This window comes from Pseudomonas sp. PDM10, from assembly GCF_014852295.1.
Lineage (GTDB): Bacteria > Pseudomonadota > Gammaproteobacteria > Pseudomonadales > Pseudomonadaceae > Aquipseudomonas.
This window is the reverse complement of the sequence record NZ_JACVBJ010000004.1, coordinates 560,023-579,578: the sequence shown is the minus strand read 5'-3', so window position 1 is coordinate 579,578 and position 19,556 is coordinate 560,023. Positions and strand designations below refer to the sequence as shown.

The 19,556-nt window shown below is 59.8% G+C and carries 15 protein-coding genes and 1 pseudogene; 10 read left to right on the top strand and 6 right to left on the bottom strand.

All coding sequences use genetic code 11. The annotated features are described in order from the left end of the window. Positions 1-3: 3 nt before the first annotated feature. Positions 4-981, bottom strand: coding sequence for a quinone oxidoreductase family protein (locus tag IB252_RS17115; protein WP_192409634.1), 978 nt, complete (start codon positions 979-981; stop codon positions 4-6). Positions 982-1,654: 673 nt separating this feature from the next. Here IB252_RS17115 and IB252_RS17110 point away from each other — a divergent pair. Then, the gene (locus tag IB252_RS17110; RefSeq protein ID WP_192409633.1) at positions 1,655-3,058 is read left to right on the top strand and encodes an MFS transporter; all 1,404 of its coding nucleotides are present in this window, start codon (positions 1,655-1,657) and stop codon (positions 3,056-3,058) included. Positions 3,059-3,110: 52 nt separating this feature from the next. On the opposite strand, the gene IB252_RS17105 is transcribed toward IB252_RS17110, so the two are convergent. The 3 genes from IB252_RS17105 to IB252_RS17095 form a co-directional block, all read right to left on the bottom strand. Then, the gene (locus IB252_RS17105) at positions 3,111-4,037 is read right to left on the bottom strand and encodes a sugar ABC transporter substrate-binding protein (RefSeq protein ID WP_192409632.1); all 927 of its coding nucleotides are present in this window, start codon (positions 4,035-4,037) and stop codon (positions 3,111-3,113) included. Between the two features lie 87 nt (positions 4,038-4,124). Next, a complete protein-coding gene (locus IB252_RS17100; protein WP_192409631.1) occupies positions 4,125-4,913 on the bottom strand; it encodes a TIM barrel protein in 789 nt (262 codons plus the stop codon). Beyond that, on the bottom strand, positions 4,910-5,932 hold the full coding sequence (locus IB252_RS17095; RefSeq protein WP_192409630.1) for a Gfo/Idh/MocA family oxidoreductase: 1,023 nt from the start codon (positions 5,930-5,932) through the stop codon (positions 4,910-4,912). The genes IB252_RS17100 and IB252_RS17095 overlap by 4 nt, the downstream gene beginning before the upstream one ends. Positions 5,933-6,143: 211 nt before the next feature. On the opposite strand from IB252_RS17095, the pseudogene IB252_RS17090 reads away from it, so the two are divergent. Next, a pseudogene (locus IB252_RS17090) lies at positions 6,144-8,130 on the top strand (sigma-54 interaction domain-containing protein). Between the two features lie 186 nt (positions 8,131-8,316). On the opposite strand, the gene IB252_RS17085 reads toward IB252_RS17090, so the two are convergent. After that, complete coding sequence (locus IB252_RS17085) at positions 8,317-9,366, bottom strand: substrate-binding domain-containing protein (protein WP_192409629.1); 1,050 nt, start codon at positions 9,364-9,366, stop codon at positions 8,317-8,319. A 182-nt stretch (positions 9,367-9,548) separates the two neighbouring features. Between IB252_RS17085 and IB252_RS17080 the strand changes: the two genes are divergently transcribed. From IB252_RS17080 to IB252_RS17055, 6 genes are all read left to right on the top strand, one after another. Then, entirely contained in the window at positions 9,549-10,661 is a 1,113-nt protein-coding gene (locus IB252_RS17080) for a fatty acid desaturase family protein (protein ID WP_192409628.1), read from the top strand. A 37-nt stretch (positions 10,662-10,698) separates the two neighbouring features. Further along, the gene (locus IB252_RS17075) at positions 10,699-11,019 is read left to right on the top strand and encodes a MocE family 2Fe-2S type ferredoxin (protein ID WP_008151778.1); all 321 of its coding nucleotides are present in this window, start codon (positions 10,699-10,701) and stop codon (positions 11,017-11,019) included. 18 nt (positions 11,020-11,037) lie between these two features. Continuing rightward, complete coding sequence (locus tag IB252_RS17070; protein ID WP_192409627.1) at positions 11,038-12,279, top strand: NAD(P)/FAD-dependent oxidoreductase; 1,242 nt, start codon at positions 11,038-11,040, stop codon at positions 12,277-12,279. Between the two features lies 1 nt (position 12,280). Then, positions 12,281-13,129 (top strand): sugar phosphate isomerase/epimerase, encoded by an 849-nt coding sequence (locus IB252_RS17065; protein WP_192409626.1) that lies wholly within the window; start codon positions 12,281-12,283, stop codon positions 13,127-13,129. A gap of 123 nt (positions 13,130-13,252) precedes the next feature. Continuing rightward, a complete protein-coding gene (locus IB252_RS17060; protein WP_192409625.1) occupies positions 13,253-14,188 on the top strand; it encodes a Ppx/GppA family phosphatase in 936 nt (311 codons plus the stop codon). 584 nt (positions 14,189-14,772) lie between these two features. Further along, positions 14,773-15,213: a cupin domain-containing protein gene (locus IB252_RS17055; protein WP_111448628.1), complete on the top strand. Its 441-nt coding sequence runs from the start codon at positions 14,773-14,775 to the stop codon at positions 15,211-15,213. Between the two features lie 13 nt (positions 15,214-15,226). Here the strand turns inward: IB252_RS17055 and IB252_RS17050 are convergent, their stop codons facing one another. Further along, positions 15,227-16,657, bottom strand: coding sequence for an MFS transporter (locus tag IB252_RS17050; protein ID WP_192409624.1), 1,431 nt, complete (start codon positions 16,655-16,657; stop codon positions 15,227-15,229). Positions 16,658-16,791: 134 nt separating this feature from the next. Between IB252_RS17050 and IB252_RS17045 the strand changes: the two genes are divergently transcribed. Further along, a complete protein-coding gene (locus tag IB252_RS17045) occupies positions 16,792-17,682 on the top strand; it encodes a LysR family transcriptional regulator (RefSeq protein WP_192409623.1) in 891 nt (296 codons plus the stop codon). Positions 17,683-18,163: 481 nt separating this feature from the next. Beyond that, positions 18,164-19,552, top strand: coding sequence for a diguanylate cyclase domain-containing protein (locus IB252_RS17040; RefSeq protein WP_192409622.1), 1,389 nt, complete (start codon positions 18,164-18,166; stop codon positions 19,550-19,552). Positions 19,553-19,556: the final 4 nt, after the last annotated feature.

The window sequence follows — 19,556 nt, the reverse complement described above, 5'->3', positions numbered from 1 at the left end:
TACTCAGGGCGTAAGGACGATTGCACCTTGCGACCGTCCACTTTCCAGATCGGCGTGTGCCTGTGCTACGTCAGCCAATGGGTAGCGACGCCAGATTCGAGGTTGAATGATACCGGCGGCGACCGCTTGCAACACCTCCTGTGCGCGCTGCTGATACTCGTGCGCGGTGGCCGTATGCGCGGCGAGAGACGGTCGGGTCAGGAACAGAGAGCCTTTGGCGTTGAGGGTGCTGACCTCGATAGCGGCCGGAATGCCCGAGGCCATGCCGAAAGACACCATCAAGCCACGTGGGCGAAGGCTGTCGAGGGAGGCTTCGAAAGACACCCGCCCGATGGGGTCATACACGACGTCAACCTTTTGCCCGTGGGTGACTTCCGCAACCTGGGCGGCCAGTGTCGCCGGGTCAAACACCAGCACTTCATCACAACCGGCGGCCTTGGCCCGCTCGATACTGTCCTGCTTCGAGACCACGCCTATCACGAAGGCACCCAGGTGTTTGGCCCAAGGCACCATGATTTGCCCCAACGCACCCGCCGCGCCATATAAAAGCACTGTGGAACCTGGGCCAACAGGGAAGGTCGTCTTGAGCAGGTAGTGGGCGGTGATGCCCTTGAAGAGCAGGGCCGCCGCTTCGTCGAAGCCGAGGTCATCGGGAATCTTCACGAGTCGATTGGCCGGATAGAGGCGACCGCTTGCATAGGCACCCATGGGGCCAGTGGCGTACGCGACCCTGTCCCCCACGGCGACTTCGGTGACGCCTGCCCCAATTGCTGTCACCTGTCCGGCGCCTTCAAGGCCTAATCCTGAGGGCAGGGGAACACGGGCAGCGCCACAGCGTTGGCTCACGTCCAAAGGGTTGAGCCCGATGGCTGCTTGCTCCAGCCAGACTTCTCCTGCACCCGGTGTTTGCTCAGTAGTTTTTTTTTCGAACCGCAAAACCTGAGGCCCGCCAGTTTCCTGAATTATTACGGTGCTTACCATTTGGAACTCCCGATGCGTTGGTCGTGCTGAGAGTCTATTGAGTTGCCAGTGAAGCACTAGTAAGGGCAATTGCAGTTCATTGTTGCAGTAGATGCAGCAATTGGCGTCGAGTGGTTACGGTCTGGTTTTGGCCTGTCATCGTGCTGGATGGTGTTGTCGTACGACTTTTCTTGATATCAAGACACTCAGACCTGGCGATCAACACACGAAAAATGAAAGCCTGACGGGCCTACAACCGGCGGTACCTGTACAAAGCTGCACTTTTAATGGGCAGCCTTTGTCGAGACGAGCGGCTGTTTTTTCAGATTGACAGCCCGGTAGTGAACTCGATATAAAAGACACGGTTGTACGACGACAGACGATTATCGGCTGTTAAACACTAAAAATAAAAACGAGTGTCGGCCCCATCATGAATTCCACCCGCCTGCGCATCCTGCTGAATGCCGCTTCTTACGGTTCGACCTCGACTGCTTGCCCATCCCCACGGTCAGGCCAGTCACATACAACTGTCCCACCCAACGCCCGATAGCTCTTGCCAAATGTCCAACTCCAGCCGCTGAGCATGGAGCACCCATTTTCGAGCCCGCAATACCGTGGCGTGGACCATCACGACACCATTGATCTCGCTTGAAACCGAGAGATCATCACCATAAACCAACAATAAAGTGATGCCATGAATCTGAACGAGCCCATCAATGCGCAACGAGTCGGCCAGGCCGTTGGCAAGTACCGCTGGACGATTTGCGCGCTGTTGTTTTTTGCTACCACCGTCAATTACCTGGACCGCCAGGTACTGAGTCTGTTGGCGCCGGATCTGTCGACGCAATTTGGCTGGAGTAACACCGATTACGCGAACATCGCCTCTGTCTTTCAGTTTGTGTACGCGATTTCCATGCTGTTCGCCGGCCGTTTCGTTGACAAGATCGGCACCAAGAAGGCTTATGTGATAGCGATCGGCATCTGGTCGACCGGCGCGATCATGCACGCCTTTGCAGAGCCGATGGGCGAGGGTATTGCCGGCATCAGCAGCGCCTTGGGCCTTGCCGTCATCCCGGTTTCGATTGCAGGTTTCATGCTGGCGCGCGCCGTGCTGGCGATCGGCGAAGCGGGTAACTTCCCGATTGCGATCAAGGCCACTGCCGAATATTTCCCGAAGAAGGAGCGTTCCTTCGCCACCGGTATCTTCAACTCCGGCGCCAACGTGGGCGCAGTCCTGGCGCCGATCAGTGTGCCGCTGATCGCCAGCCTTTGGGGCTGGGAAGCGGCGTTCATCGTGATCGGTGCGTTGGGCTTCGTTTGGGTGGCGGTGTGGATTGCGCTGTACGAAAAACCGGAGCAGCAAAAACGCCTGTCGGTGCAAGAGCTGGCCTACATCCGCAGCGATCAGGGCGCGCAAGCACTCACCGGCACAGACTCGGGTGCCGCTGCCAAAAAAGTATCGTGGTTCAAGTTGCTGACCTACCGCCAGACCTGGGCCTTTGCCTTCGGCAAATTCATGACCGACGGCGTGTGGTGGTTCTTCCTGTTCTGGCTTCCGACCTATTTGTCTGCGCAATACGGCATGAAGGGCCAGGCCATCGTGTTGCCGCTGGCCGTGCTGTACAGCATGACCATGGTGGGCAGTATCGGCGGCGGCTGGTTCCCGAGCTATTTCATGTCACGCGGTGATGCGCCGTATGACGGTCGTATGAAAGCCATGCTGGTGATCGCTTTCTTCCCGTTGCTGGTACTGCTGGCGCAGCCATTCGGTTACATCAGTTTCTGGGTGCCGGTGCTGCTGATCGGCGTGGGCGCATCGGCGCATCAGGCGTGGTCGTGCAACATCTTCACCACCGTGTCTGACATGTTCCCGCAAAAATCCATCGCGTCGGTGGTTGGCATTGGCGGTTTGGCCGGCGGCCTGGGCGGCGTCGTGATGACCAAGACCGGCGGTTGGGTGATCGACCATTACAAACTGATCGGCGATATCCATACCGGCTACATGATCATGTTCGCCATCTGTGCGCTGGCCTATCTGGTGGCGTGGAGCGTGATGAAGGCGCTGGTGCCACGCCATAAGGAAATCACTGATCTGTAAACGACGATTGACCTGCTGACTTTCCGTCGGCAGGTCATTCGCTCGTTTGACGTTACTTGTAGTGTTGCTCAAAGACGGCCACTTGCTCCGGCATGATCAGCTGGAAGGGCACCCAGACATCCGCCTCCACCGGCTCCCCCTTGATCATTTTGATGGCCGCTTGCAGCGCGCTCGTCGCTTGCGCTTTGGGGTCTTGAAATACCGAGGCCACGAGCATCCCGCGCTTGATGGCCGCCAGGCCGTCAGGCAGACCGTCGATGCCGACAATCGCAACCTCGCCCTTGGCTTTGCCGGCTTGCTGCAATGCCATAGCGGCGCCGATGGCCATCTCGTCATTGTTGGCAACGATGGCATCAAAACGGGTACCTGCCAGCAGCCAGTTGCTGGTCAGGTCCATCCCTTTGTTGCGCTGCCACTCGGCACTTTGTTGTTCGACGACCTTGATCCCTGGATAGTCCTTGAGCACCTGTTTCACGCCTTCGGTACGGTCGTGCGTGGAGTTTTGCGCCAGGTCGCCCATGATGATCGCGATGTTGCCTTTGCCCCCCAACTTGTCGGCCAGGTAGCGCATCTGCAGTTGCCCGGCCTCAACGTCATTGGACGCCACCGTGACCACGCCTTTGGGCAAGACGCGCTCGTCCGGGTGGCGGTTGACGTAGACCAGCGGTGTCTTCGCCTCGACGGCGGCGCGCGTCATGTTGGCGGTGGCAGCGGTGTCCACGGGCAAGACGATGACCGCATCCACCTTCTGGCTAAGAAAGCCCTCGATCTGATTGAGCTGGCGAACCACATCGCCCTGGGCGTCCTCGAACTGGATCTGGACATTCTCCTTCTTGGCGGCGTCTTCCAGACCGCTTCGCACGTAGGTCATGAAGTTGTCGTCGACCCTGGCAATGCTGACGCCGATGCGATAGCTGGCGGCGGCCCATTGGCTGAAGAGTAATAACAGCGTGGCAAATAGCAGTGTGCAACGACGCATGATGGTTTTCCTTTTGTTGTTATGAGTCCACATTCATCAAGATCAGTCAGCCAAGCCGCAATGCACTCTTTGCAGCTGGCATTAGGCTCAATCCAGCGTGAAGGCTTGCCGGAAGCGTTCGAATGCCGCTTCGCTGTCGCCACTGGCCCAGCCTTCGAGCCCGACGACGCCGGTGTATCCCATGCCGAACAACGCTTTGGCAATGGCCGGATAATGGATTTCACCGGTGCCCGGTTCCATGCGGCCTGGCACATCGGCGACCTGGATTTCCCCGATGGCGCTGCCTGCGCGCTGGATCAGTTCGATCAGGTTTCCCTCACCGATCTGCGCATGGTAAAGGTCCAGGTTCATCTTCAAATGCGGGCTGCCCACGGCCTCGATCAGCGCCAGGGTGTCGTCGGCGCGAGCGAAAGGGGTGCCGGGGTGGTCCACCTCGGTATTGAGGTTTTCCAGCAAGAATACCCGGCCTGCCTCTTCGCCCAGGCGAGCGATTTTTTCCAGGGTCTTGCAGGCGCTCAACCACATGCGTCCCGTGGTGAGGGCCACGGGTTTGACCGGCAAGCCTTTGTCGCCCAGGCCAGTGCCATGCAAGTTGAGGCTCGGGCAATTCAGTTGGGCGGCGACGGCCAGCGATTCCCGTGCGCTGTCGAGCAGGTGCTGGATGTCCTCGGGATCGGTCAGGTTGCCCGAGATGTAACCCGTCATCGAGGTGAAATCAGCACCCGTGGCGACAAGGGCTGGAATGTCTTTCTGCGTCCAGTCCCAGAGTTCGGCGCTGAAGCCCAGCGCGTGAATCCGTTTGACGCGTTCGGTGAACGGCAGGTCGAGGAAGACCATCTCGGCACTGATCGCCAGTTTGAACGGTATGAAACTCATGAACGGGCTCCTTGCACGCGCACCGCTTTGCCTTGCTGGAACGATTCGATACACGCACGGGCAATGGCCAATGCAGCCCGGGCATCTTCGCCGCTGGCAAGGGGTTTTTCGCCGGTGCGCAGGCAGTCGACAAAGTGGTTGAGCTCGGCCACATAGGCATCACGCAGCAGGTCGGTGTCCAGGCGCTGGGTGTCGGTCTGGATGCCATTGGCCAGATAGCGAACCAAGTCGGAGTCATTGACGCTGCCCATGGTCAGCATGCCAGCGCTGCCGAACACTTCCCCCCGAACGTCGTAGCCATAGACTGCCTGGAAGTTGGCCTCGGCCGTCGCGATGGCGCCGTTGTCGAAACGGATCGTGACCACGGCGGTGTCGAGGAAGCCTTTGTCCTTGAAGTCCGGTGCGATCAGAGCATCGGCCATGACAAAAACCTCGACCACTTCGGCACCGGGATTCAGGTAGCGCAGGGTGTCGAAGTCATGAATCAGGGTTTCGAGGAAAATCACCCACTGCGGCGAGGCGGCCGGATTGTTCAGCGCCGGATCGCGCGTCAGCGAGCGCAACAGTTGCGGCGTGCCGATCCGACCGGCGATCACGTCCAGATGAGCCGCGCGGAAGCTTTTGGCAAAGCGCCGGTTGAAACCGACCTGCAGCGTCACCCGTGCGTCGGCAGCCGCAGCGATGGCGCGGTCGGCCTCGTCGAGGGTGATGGCCATGGGTTTTTCACAAAACACCCCTTTGCCGGCGCGGGCTGCACTGATCACCAGTTCGGCGTGGCTGCGGGCCGGGGCGGCGATCAACACGCCGTCGATTTCCGGGTCATCGAGCAATTGCTGTGGATCGGTATAAACCCGCTGCACACCCAACTCTGCCGCAAGGCGGGCGGCTTGACCGGGAGTCGGGTCGGCGATGGCGGCCAGGCAGGCGCCGGGAATGTGCCGGGCGGCCGTCAGGCCGTGAAAGCTGCCCATGCGGCCAGCACCGATGAGACCCAGGCGGATGATCTTGGACGTACTCATGAAATGACTCCCTTTTATTGTTGTTCAATGACTCGACAGCAGGAATGTCCTCGCTGGTACAAAGCAGGGAGCAAGGGCTGTGCCAATTTTTAAGTCATTGATATTTAAGGAGGTATTCAAAGAACTTTGAAATAAGTGTTCACTTCAATGACATGTCTATACTGACATGTCGAAAATATGAACATAGGAGCGAACGGTGATCCCACAGCCAATGGCCTTCAGCGTGCAAGACCTCGATTACATTACGGCGCTCGGTCCAGCGTCGTTGAGCGAAGGGCCGATCGCTGAGCTGGAGCAGGCCTGGCTGGCGTGCCTGAACGGTCGCACCGATCGACCTATCGGGGTCAGGCAGATTATTTGGGACTCCTGGCTGCGCAGCGTCGGTGCCGGCCTCGATCCGGATGATGGCCAATACCGTTTTGTCGCCCCTGAAGTGCTGGCCGCAACGCTGGCGGCCAATCGTGTGTTGATCACGGCAGCGGCGGAGGTCATGCGCGGGTTGCTGGCTTACAACCCTAGAGGCCATATCAACCTGACCGATGCCGAAGGGACCACATTGTATTTCTGCGGCCTGGACCTCACGCCAGTGGGCAGTCGGCTGCTGGAGTCGGTGCAGGGCACCAACTGCACGGGGCTGGCGCTTGCCGAGGACCGATTGGTGTATGTGCTGGCCGAGGAAAACTTCGGGATCGGCCTGCGTCGGCGGCGCATGCATTGTGCCGCCGCGCCGATCCGGGATGCGCAGGGCCGGACACTGGCCATGCTGACCCTGACCGCCGAGCCGGGCTGGTTTCATTTCCATACGCTGGGCACCGTACAGGCAGCGGCCGAGGCGGTTTCAAGCATTGCTGGAAGAACAACAAACCGTGCTTGAAGTACTCAACGAAGGGCTGGTGGTGCTGGATGAGCGGGGCTGCATCAAGGCGCTCAACCGTTATGCCCGCCAATTGTTCCGCGTGGGCCGGGAGCTGCTGGGCAGCCCGTTCCAGCGCTTGGGCCAGAGCGAACTGACCGATGAGATTCTGCTGCGCGGCGGGGAAGGGCAGCAGTATGAGGGGATAAGAGACCTGGATTGCACCTTCGAGTTGCATGATCGCAGTCAACTGGCGTGCCTGGTCTCCGTGTGTTCACTGGAGCAGGGTGGACGCATTGTTTCGTTGCGCGAGAACCGGCGCATCCGGGAAATTACCCGGCGGATCATCGGCACTCAGGCCAGCTACACCTTCGAGACCATTCAGGGCAGTTCGCGCGCCATACAGGACGCGTTGCACCTGGGGCGAATCGCCAGTCGCAGTGATTCGACCACGCTGATCCTGGGTGAAAGCGGCACCGGCAAAGAGCTATTCGCCCAGGCGATCCATAACGCCAGTGACCGTTGCAGCGGTCCTTTTGTGGCCGTCAATTGCGGGGCCATTCCGCGAGATCTGGTGCAGAGCGAGCTGTTTGGTCATGTCGAAGGCGCTTTCACCGGATCCGCGCGCGGAGGCTCTGCCGGGAAGTTCGAGTTGGCCGATGGCGGAACGATCTTTCTCGATGAAATCGGTGACATGTCGTTTGATGCCCAGGTCAGCTTGCTGCGCGTTTTGCAAGAAGGCGAGGTGACGCGCGTGGGCGCGAAAAAATCGCAACAGGTGAACGTGCGCATCATCGCTGCTACTCACCGCAACCTGAGCCAGGCGGTGGCCGAGGGGGCTTTCCGCGAGGATCTTTACTACCGGCTCAATGTCCTGAACCTGACGGTTCCGCCGCTGCGGATGCGCCACGAAGATGTGCCGTTACTGGCGCGACATTTTCTCAGCCGTTGCGCCCGCTCACTGCGCAAATCGGTGCAAGGCATCTCGCCAGAGGCGCTGGATATTCTGTCGGCCTACCACTGGCCGGGTAACGTTCGCGAGCTGGAAAACACCATTGAACGGGCGACCAACCTGGCGATGACCGAACTGATCCAGCCGAGTGATCTACCGCTTGAAATCAAGCAAAGGCAGCGGCCGTCGGCGCCGGGAAATGTGCCCGAACCCCGGGCCGCATTGGACCTTGGCGCCCATGAAATGAATGCGATCATTGCAGCCCTGAAGGATACCCGCGGCAACATCCGTTTGGCCGCCAAACAGCTGAATGTTTCTCGTGGTGGGTTGTACAACAAGATGAGTCGGTTCGGGCTGAGTGCCGAGGTTTTTCGTTCAGGGCCGAACCTCTGATGGGCATCGGAATTCACCACTCTGTTGCTGACTGAAAAACAACCTTGTGGCGAGGGAGCTTGCTCCCGTTGGGCTGCGCAGCAGCGCCAGAACCGATCATTGAGTTCTATCTGAAAGACTGAGATCGCCCTATTGGGGCGCTACGCACCCCAGCGGGAGCAAGCTCCCTCGCCACAGGTTTAAGGTTTAATGTCGGGCGTTTTCCGAGGTGACGATCTGCAAGGGAATATGGATGCGATGCCGGGCCGGATCGAAGTCCGGCGCGGTCTGCAATTCCACCAGCAAATCGACCAGCGCCGCCGCCAGCAATCGCGGCTGGGAATCGATGACCAAACTGATCAAACCCTGAGACAAAGCCTGGCGCGACAGCTCGGTCGACTCCTGCAAAATGCAGCACAGCGACGGCTGCTTCGGTAGCTGCGACAGGGCACTGATGATCCCGTCGCCGCCACCGCCGACGACGCACAATCCCCGCAAATCGTCATGCCGTGCCAACAGTTCGAGGGTCGCCTCTTCGGTGATGTCGCAGTTGTCCAGATTGATCACCGCTTCAAGCGGCCGCAACCCGGGTGCACGCTCCGCCAGGTAACTGCGCAACCCTTCCACCCGAGCCTGATGGCCGAGAAAACGGTGGCCGCCGAGCAGGACCCCGATGCTGCCTTTGCGCGCGCCACAGGTGTGAGCCATCAGCCAGCCCATGGTGCGCCCGACCTCATGATTATTCTGGCCGACGTAAGGCTCATTCGCGGCCTCATCGATGTCGGACAGCAGGGCAATCACCGGCACGCCGGCCTCTCTGATCTGGGCGATGGCGGCATTGATCAGCGGGTGGGCGAAACTGACCACCGCCAGGCCATCGCACTGCACCGCCAGTTGCTCGATCTGGGCAACGATGGCGCTCGGTGTGCGATCGAATACGTACTCGAACTGACAGCTCAGGTTGGCGCCGGTCTGACGCTGCGCCGCCTCGGTGATGGCGGCGGCAACATTGGAATAGAACGCCTGGGCGGTGCCGAGCAAGAGGATGCCGAAACGATAGCTGGGACGCCGTTCGCGGATCCGCTGACCGATTAGCCGGGCGGCGAAATAACCGACGGCTTCGGCGGCCTGGAATACCTGCTCGGCAGTGGCCGGGCTGACCGGTGCTCTGGCGTTGAGTACTCGGTCCACAGTGGCGACACTCAAGCGAGCGTGCTCGGCGACCGTGGCGATGGTGGGGCGTTTAGTGTGGTTCATGGCGGGTCCCGAAAACGCCTTGATAGAAAACTATCAAGCCTTGCTGGGCCTGGATGATAGCTTGATAGGGAATGTATTCAAGGGCTTGAGGGTAATCATTGGGCTCTCTATCTTTTCTCCAACGATGTGATCCCGCATCGATGCAAGTGCCTAAAACCATCAAGCTTGCGGAGAACAATAAAATGCCTGAACAAAACGCAGCCTATGAAAACCGCGATAAACCCGTGCCTCGGGATTATCGATTGATCGGTCCCGAAGCGGCCCGAGCGGCGCAAAAAGGTTTGGTGTCGGCCACCTGGTACCAATCGCCTATTTCTCGTAAACGCATGAAGGAACTGATGCAGCGCCGCGACGGCCCGGCCTTGCGCGATACCGCGATCTGGTTGCTATCGATGGTCGTCACTGGCTTCGGCGGTTACTGGTTCTGGGGCTCCTGGGCCTGCGTTCCGTTCTTCTTCGTCTATGGGCTGCTTTACGGCACGGCGTCCAATGCCCGCTGGCACGAAGCGGGTCACGGTACGGCGTTCAAAACCCGCTGGATGAATGATGCGGTCTACCAGCTGTCGAGCTTCATGTTCATGTTCGAACCCCAGGTCTGGCGCTGGAGCCACGCACGGCACCACACCGACACCATCATCGTCGGTCGCGATCCGGAGATCGTCGAGCCGCGTCCGCCGAGCCTGATCAATATGGTGCTGAGCCTGTTCAGGATGCCCTACGCGTTGAAGACGATGGAGTCGGTCTGCCGGCATGCAGTCGGGCGGATGGATGAAGAGGAGCAGACGTTCATCCCGGAATCCGAGTGGCCCAAGGTGGCGAGAGACGCGCGTGTCTGGCTGGTGATTTATGGGCTTGTCGTGGGCGCTGCACTGTATCTGCAAAGCTGGTTGCCGCTGATGTTTATCGGTCTGCCAACCCTGTACGGCGGCTGGCTGTCCTACCTGTTCGGCCTGACGCAGCATGTCGGCCTGGCCGAGGACGTGCTCGATCACCGCAGCAACTGCCGCACGATTTACATGAACCCGGTGCTGCGCTTCATGTACCTCGACATGAACTATCACCTCGAACATCACATGTATCCGATGGTGCCGTTTCATGCGCTGGCGCAACTTCATGAAGAAATCCGCCACGACTGCCCGCCGCCTTACACCAGCCTGTTCGAGGCCTTCAAAGAAATCCTCCCGACCATCTGGAAGCAGCGCAAAGACCCGACTTATTTCATTCGTCGCCCTTTGCCACAACGCGCAGAGCCTACCGCAACCGCCCGGGCGGAAGCTGAATCAACGCCGGCCTGACACCTTCCTGTCTGTACCCCTAACAAGAGAAAGCGCCATGACCGATCAATGGATCGACGTATGTGCCGTGGGCGAGATTAATGAAGAAGACGTCATTCGTTTCGACCATGGCCAGCACACCTATGCTGTCTACCGTTCCGCCGACAGCGAGTTCTTCGCCACCGCAGGCTTGTGCACCCACGAGTCCATTCACCTGGCCGATGGCCTGGTGATGGAGCATGTCATCGAGTGCCCCAAGCACAACGGGCGTTTCGACTACCGCTCCGGCAAAGCCCTTGGTGCCCCGGTGTGCGTCAACCTCAAGACCTATCAGGTGCGGGTCGAGGCGGGGCGTGTCCTGCTGGCCATCACGGTTTAATTGCAGGGAGTCTGTGCCATGAATTCTGCCAATGCTCCACTGGTCATCGTTGGCGCCGGGCATGCGGGTGGCCGCGCTGCGTTGACCCTGCGTGCTGAAGGTTATAGCGGTCGCCTGATTCTGATCGGCGACGAGTCCCACCCTCCGTATGAACGTCCACCGCTGTCCAAGGGATTGTTGCAGGGCACGGTAGATCTGGCGGGCTACAGCTTGTGCGACAGCACTCGGCTCGCCGAACTGGAGATCGAACACCTGGCCGGCAATCCGGTAAAAAGCCTGGACCCGCAGCAGCATCGTTTGCAGTTGGCCGACGGTAGCTGGCTGACCTATGCGCGTCTGCTGCTCGCGACGGGAGGGCGCTCGCGGCGACTGAGCTCTGTGCCCGAGCATCTGGGCAACGTGCTTTACCTGCGGACCCACGACGAAGCGCTGGCCCTGCGCGCTTCGTTGCGGCCCGGTGCCCGGTTGGTGATCATCGGCGGCGGTTTCATCGGGCTCGAAGTCGCCGCGACCGCCCGTGCCTTGGGTTGCTCGGTGACCTTGCTCGAAGCCGGACCGCGTCTGGCGGGTCGGGTGTTGCCGGAGCGGTTGTCCAGCGTTTTGCTGGAGCTGCATCGCAGCCAGGGCGTGGATGTCCGCTTGAACGTGGTTATTGAGGCGGTGCAAGGCAACGCTTGCGTCGAGGCGGTGCAACTGGTCGACGGTCAGCTTCTGCCCTGCGACCTGGTGGTGGTAGGTATCGGCATGCAACCCAACATTGAATTGGCCGCAGCCGCTGGGATCGAGGTCGGGCAGGGCATCCGTGTCGATGCCCAGTTGCGCACCAGCGCGCCTGACGTCTTTGCGGCGGGCGATGTCTGTGAGTTTCAGCTGCACCCGCAAGGCGTTTTCCAGCGTCAGGAAACCTGGCGCAACGCCGAGACCCAAGGCCATCACGCCGCCCTGAATCTATTGGGTGGCGAGCAGCCCTTCGAAGTCATTCCCGGTTTTTGGTCTGATCAGTACGACTGGGGACTGCAGATCGTGGGCGTGATTTCGAACGCCGAACCCACCGCGATCCGGGCAACCGCGGAGGGCGGTTTTCTGTTGTTCTACCTCGATGCCGAGCAACGTCTGCTAGGTGCTTGCGGCTGGGGACAGGGCAATAGCGTCGCCAAGGACATCAAGTTGTGCGAACGGCTGATCGCTCGCCATAACCCTCTCTCGGTGGACGCGCTGGCCGATGCCGGTGTGCCGCTCAAACAACTGCTCAGGAGCTGACATGCGTGAATTTCTGGTATTCCAGTCCCTGTGGGCCATGCAAGATCATCGCGGCCAATGTGACCTTGCGCTGGAAGCGCAGCTGGAGAAAATCGCCGTCGCCGGCTTCGACGGGATCACCGACCATTTCTGGGTCGCGCAACATGCAGCACGCCTGAGTGCCGCCGCGAAGGCGCAGGGCCTGCAAATCGAAGGTCAGCTGTTCCCTCGTACGGTGGATGATCTGGCGGCGGCGATTGATGTCGCCTCCCGCTACGGCTGCCACCACCTCACACTGCAAGCCGACGTCCGCCCGCGTACGCTGACGCAAGCAATCCAGTTGATCGAAGGCTGGCAGCGTCTGGCCGAGCAGGTGGACTTTCCCATCCTGCTGGAAACCCACCGCTATCGCCTCACCAGCGACCTGTTGTTCACCCTCGACATCCTCGCCGAAATGCCCGATCTCAAGCTGTTGGCCGATTTGTCCCACTATGTCGTGGGCCGCGAGCTGCCAGAGCCGGCCACCGCCGAGGACGACGAGCAGATCCACACTATTCTGCGTCACAGTTGGGGGTTCCATGGTCGCGTCGCCAATGGCGAACAGGTCCAGGTGCCTTTGAGCTTCGCCCAACATCGACCTTGGCTGGAGCGTTTCCTGGGCTGGTGGCGCTATGGGATTGAGGATTGGCTGGCCCGACCGAACACACCCGCCAGCCTGTCCTTCACCTGTGAACTCGGCCCGCCGCCGTATGCCATTACGGGGGCCGACGGACGCGATATTACCGATCGCTGGGCCGAGGCGTTGATGCTCAAGGAGCTGATGCGCAAGGTCTGGAAGGAGTGCCAGGTACAATCTCTCGGGGGGCGTTGACTCAATGCACGACCGGTCGGACGCACTGACCCGTAAAGGAAAGAGGGTGTCATCTTAGCGTCATCGTCCCCATGGCAAGATCCTCGCAAACCGCCTAGCGCGCCCAGCTTGCAAGGAATCCCCATGAAAGGAGACGCCTCTCTATTTGCAGCCATTGACCTTGGTTCCAATGCGTTCCGCATGATAATCGGCCAGTCAGTCAGACGGCGTCAGGGGTTCGTGATCCAGGAAGTGAAAACCCTGCGTGAACCTGTCCGTTTGGCGGAGGGGTTTCAAGGCGGTGTGCTGGACGAATTGGCTCTGGATCGGGGCTGGCAAGCGCTCGCGCGATTTGGCAAAAAATTACGTGGCTTCGAGGCCGGTCGTGTGCGGGCGGTGGCGACCAGTGCCGTGCGCGAAGCCGACAATGCGCAACTGTTTTTAGCCAGCGCGGAGCGGCACTTGGGGTTTCGGATTGACGTCATTTCTGGACATGAAGAGGCCCGGCTGGTGTACGCCGGTGTTGCCCATACGATACCCGGTACCGAAAACAGGCGACTAGTCGTGGATATCGGTGGCGGTTCCACTGAATTGATTCTGGGGCAGGGCGCTCAACCCTTGATGACCGAGAGTCTTGCCATAGGCAGCGGCACCTTCGGCACTCGTTACTTTCAGGGTGGCTGTATCACGGCTCAGGCGCTCCTGGAAGCTGAGCGTGTCGCCACTGTGCAATTTGAAAAAGTGGCACGTCGTTATCGCACGTTGGGTTGGCAGCAGGTGATTGGCTCTTCAGGCACCGCACGGATGCTGGCCAAAGTCCTCAAGGCCAACGGGCTGAACGACCATGGCGAAAGCGGTATCACCTACAGCGGCCTGTTGCGTTTGTCGTTGCGCCTGCTTGAGGTGGGGCATGTCAAACAGCTCGGCCTGGCGGGCTTGCAAACCCATCGCCAGAGCATCTTGCCTGGCGGTCTGGTGCTCATGCTGGCGGCATTCAAGGTGTTTGGTGTCTCGCAGATGACGCCTTCCGAACCGGGTCTGAGGTTCGGCGTTCTGCATGGTCTGATGAGTAAACACTGAGCAGCCCGTAGCAACCTTGCTTCGACGACGGCCAGCGACATGAGCCTTTTCGTGATGCCCTTCAGGAAATTCGCGATCGCCTCAGGGTGTTAGTATTTTTCCATCCTGCCGCGCTTCCTACAGGGCAAAATCGTTCTAAAAAGCCCGCCTTGCGCTTTGGAGTTTGTACTAGTCTTGAAGTTGTAGGTGAAGACGCAGACTGATGCGCAAGCGGATGGCGAGGAAACGTGGGGCGCGTTCCGAAGGGTACACGGTTAGAAAGATCTCCGCGCTGAGATCCAGCCCTTATGCCGTGTGAAGCAGGACAGCACAAAACTGTTCTGTGGGAGGCCTGATAAACCTTGTAAGCCGGAGACCAGCGCCGGCCACCTACTCGATTTACAAAGCCCGCCTTGTGCGGGCTTTTTCGTGTCCGCGAGATCCGTTTGTATCGCAACGTATCCCGCGCACCTGCAGCTACCTTCGCATACAAAACCCAGGCATTGGCGACACTTGCGCGATACACGGCGGCCTCCCAATAGAGCCACCGCATCCGCGGCAAGCTCCGCGCGCATTCCCGCGCATTGATTGATTGGAGAAATGCCATGTCCCGTTTCAACCACCGTATCTGCGCTGGCATGCTCGGCGTCGCCGTTGCCGCGGCACTCACCGCTTTCGCGGGCCTCTCTCAAGCACAAGAGGCGCCTGCTGTAAAAAGCTGGCAGGCGGGCCTTCACCGCACCGATCTGCTGCGCCAGGACCTCGACGTCGCCGGGCGTGAAGTGATCCAGGTCCTCGTTGATTTCGATCCGGGTGTGGTGTCCCCCAAGCATTCTCATCCCGGGGTGGAAGTGGCCCACGTCATTGAAGGCACGTTTGAATATCAACTCGAAGGCCAGCCTCCTGTAACGCTCAAGGCTGGCGATTCCTTGTACATCCCCGCAGGCACCGCGCACGTGGCGAAGAACGTCGGCGCAGGCAAAGCGTCTGAGCTGGCGACGTACATTGTGAAGAAAGATACGCCACTGGTCGTGCTGGAAAAGTAAACGACCTGTCGGCTTACCGGCGGTCACGACGCACTGCCAGCGCGCGGCTTCCCAGCGCGATGGCCAGTGCGACAGCGATCAGCATCAGCGCCACGGCAAAGGTGACCCGCAGACCGCTGGCAACCGCTTCGGGGCGCGCCGTTGCCATGTCGACCGAGGCCGATGCGAGCGCGAACACCGCGCCCAGGACGGAGGCCCCCGTGATGAGCCCCAGGTTGCGCGACAGGTTGAGCATGCCGGAGATGACGCCGCGCTGGTCCGGCTCAACATCCGCCATGACCGCCGTGTTGTTGGCGGTCTGGAACAGGGCATAGCCGAGGGTTATCACGACCATGGGCAAGAGGTAGCCGCCGATGCCGGACGTCTCCGGCAATACCGACAGCGTGAGGCACCCGGTCGCCATGGCGATGAGCCCGGCGAGGGTCATCCGTTGGGCGCCAACACGGTCGGCAATACGGCCGGCGGGCACACCCGTCAGTGCCGCAACAAACGGCCCGACCGACAAGACCAGTCCAACCAGAACGGCATCGAGCCCCAGCCCATGCGCGAGATAGAAGGGACCGACCACGAGCGTCGCCATCATCACGGTCGCGACGAGCAGGCTCATGGCGAGGCTGCCACTGAGCACGGGATCGCGGAACATCGCCAATCGAATCAACGGTGAGGCGACTCGAGCCTCGGTGAATACAAAGAGGCAGGCGCCGCCGCCCGCCGCCAACAGCAAGGCGATGTTGAACGGACCGAAACTGCCTCGCCCAAGGGTCATCGCCAGCGCATAAGCGGCGAGCGTCAATGCCAGCAGCAACGTGCCCAGCGGGTCGAAGCCGGCGCGATCGGTCTTGGGCTTCTGGCGATCGGCGGGCAAGTAACGATGCGCGAGCACCAGCGTCAGCAAGCCCAGCGGTACGGTGATGAGGAAGATCGCCTGCCAGCCAAACCCGCCAATCAGCAGGCCACCGAGCGACGGCCCCATCGCGGTGCCAATCGCCGACATCGTCCCGAGCAAGCCCATGGCGCTGCCGGTTTTTGCCTTCGGCACCGTCTCGCCGACAAAGGCCATGGTCAGCGCCATCATGATTGCCGCACCGATTCCCTGCAGCGCCCGGGCGCCAATCAGCATCCAGAGCGTGGGCGCAAAGCCGCACAGGGCCGACGCCAGGGTGAACACGCCGATGCCGGCCAAGAGCAGCCGCCGACGGCCAGTGAGGTCACCGAGCCGCCCGACACTGACAATCAGGGTGGTAATCGCCAGAAGGTAGGCGAGAACGATCCACTGCACGTGCTGGAAGGAGGCGTTGAACACTTGGGCCAAGGTCGGCAACCCCACATTGGCGATGCTGGTGCCGAGCGAGGACAGCAGCATCGACAGTGAAAGACTGGCCAGCGCCCACCGAACCGACAGTGTCTGTTGTGCACGCTCTGCGACTGCGCTGATTGATTTCATGCTGTTCCTCTTTTCTGGCCACTCCCGAAGCGGAGCTATCAGAAAGCTACGCCCCGGCCTAACATGGCGGAAGGCGCACCGTTTGCACTTGATACGTGCGTTCAACGCCATATCACTCTGCCACGGGGCGCCCCATGTCCACTCCCGATTTAAACTTGCTGATCACCCTTGATGTGCTGCTCGCCGAAGGCAGCGTGGCGCGCGCCGCCAAACGCTTGCGCCTGAGCCCGTCGGCCATGAGCCGGGCGCTGGCGCGATTGCGTGAAACCACCGGCGATCCGCTGTTGGTCAGGGCCGGACGGGGTCTGGTTGCCACCCCGCGCGCGCTCGAACTGCGCGAGCGGGTCAGTCAGCTGGTGCAGGACGCAGAAGCGGTCCTTCGGCCTGCCGAGCAACCCGACCTCAAACAGCTAAGCCGCACGTTCACGCTGCGCACCAGTGAAGGCTTTGTCGAGAATTTTGGCGCGGACCTGATTGCCCGCGTCGCCGAGCAAGCCCCTGGCGTACGGCTACGCTTCATGCACAAACCCGACAAAGACAGCGCGTCACTGCGCGACGGGACGGTCGATCTGGAAACCGGTGTGGTGGGGAAGGCCACTGGGCCGGAGTTGCGTACCCAGGGCTTGTTTCGGGATCGTTTTATTGGCGTCGTGCGAAGGGGGCATCCGCTGAGCGAAGGCGAGATAACCCCCGCGCGTTATGCGGCGGGCAACCATATCAGCGTCTCTCGGCGGGGGCTCGACAAGGGACCCATTGATGAAGCCCTTGAGCTCCTGGAACTGGAGCGGCACATCGCAACCATCGTTGCAGGCTTCTCCACTGCGCTGGCGCTCGCTCGGGTCACTGACCTGATCGCCAGCGTTCCCGAACGCCACACCGCCAGCCTGCGCACCGGCCTGCACAGCTTTGCGCTGCCGTTGTCTCTGCCGGCATTCACCGTCGCCATGCTCTGGCATCCGCGGCTGGATGCCGATCCTGTGCATCGCTGGTTGCGGGGTTGCCTTCGGGATGTTTGTGCCGAGTAAGAAAGTTGTCAGATTTGATCTAATGTTCATTGTTGAAACAGGGGTGTTTCACTCATGTAACTTTGCATGACTATCCTGGTTCTATTTGTAAGTCATTTTGGTATAAAAACACTTTGAACTTATTAATGTTGAGGCGGTAGCTAAAGGTTTTGTCGCAAATGGGAATTAACTGCTGATGCCGTTAAATGGCGTAGCGCTATCAATAGTGGCCATTAACTAGTAGTGAGTTTAGTTGTAACTATTAAATTATTTAGTGTGTGTAACACGATGAAATATAAGAAATAATTATTGCTTGTGATTAGGCGGTTTGTTGCGCCGAAACTCGGCGGGCAAGGCGGGATCCAATTGGCGTTGATGGCGAAATATTGGCGGTCTATATATCAAAAAATAACTTCATAATAATACTGACGTTTTTCCGATGCGGTGCTAGTGTTTCTAACTCCTCTTAAACGTACTTGTCTGTCTGCAGAGGCCATGCGTCATGCCGACTCCAACTCCAAGGATTGCAATACTGGGCATTAGAGCTCCCAGCTTGAACAGTCCAGATATTGAACACTTTGCCGATATAGCCAGCCTGTTGGCTGCCCCCACCTTCGATGTCGTGCTGCTGGACCTGCCGGCCGCTTACGCAGGGCGGGTGCTTCGAAAGTTGCGCGTCATTCCCCCTTATCGCTACAGCCTCATTTACTGTTGCCGTGATCAGAACGGCTGGTGTGAAGCCTTGGGTGATGGTGGGTGCCCTGTCGATTCCAACGAAATCAGAACCCTCTGGAGCGTGTGGCAAGAACGCTACAGGTTGTTCAAACAGGGTTCTGCCCCCGAGCGTTTTGAAAGTCGGGTGCTTTCGTGGTTGTGGTTGCGCGACAACGCGCACATCTATGCCCTTCGAGACCCGGAGGTGCCTCAGCATTATCGCTATCCGTTGCTGGACGCCCTGGCGGATAACGAGCAGGTCAACTCGTTTGTCTGGCTCAGCTTGATGGTGCAGCAGGACTGGCTGCAAGAGGGGGTCCTGGTCGATCGCGTTCGCCTGTGTTCGGAGTGTGGCTCGGGCCGGCTCAATTACATTGATGTGTGTGCCGAATGCCAGGCCCTGGACATTTCACGGCAGCCTTCATTGCACTGCTTTACCTGTGGGCATGTGGGGCCACAGGAAAACTTTCTCAAAGACGGGGTGTTGTTGTGCCCCAACTGCTTGAACCGGTTGCGCCATATCGGCAGTGATTACGACCGACCTATGGAGAACTATCGCTGTCGGTCATGTCAGGCGTTTTTTGTCGATGCCGACGTGCAGGCGCGCTGCCTGGATTGCGGCCTGTCACACACGCCTGACAAGTTGCGAGTACGCGAGGTCAGAGATTTCCGCCTGGCCGAGGCCGGCCGTTTCCGCTGCCGTCAGGAGTTCAGCGATCAGACGGTCCATCACTTCGGTCGACTCAATCTGTTAGGCGGCAAGGATTTCTATGATCTGCTGACCTGGCAGATGCAGGTCGTACGCCGCTACCAGACGCCTGCCTTCTCACTGCTCGGTCTGCGCTTCGTCAACCTGGCCGGTACGTTGTCCCGCCTGGGTGAACATCACGGTCATGCCTTCATCGATAGCGTGGCCGAGCGTTTGAAAGAAGCCGTCAGGGACACGGACCGCTGCTCTCGAAGTACCGAAGAGTATTTCTGGATCATGCTTCCGCATACCGATGACAAGGGCCTGGAAACCGTCAAACAACGCTTGAGCCGGGTCGCCGAATTGTTTTCTGCGCCGGAGGTCAGCGACATTTCCTTGCGTGTCGTCAGCATCACGGCGCCCCAGGATCTGCTCGAGCAGGAAGATGGCGAACTACTACTGGCCCGTCTGGCCAGTGAGTTGGCGTGACCGC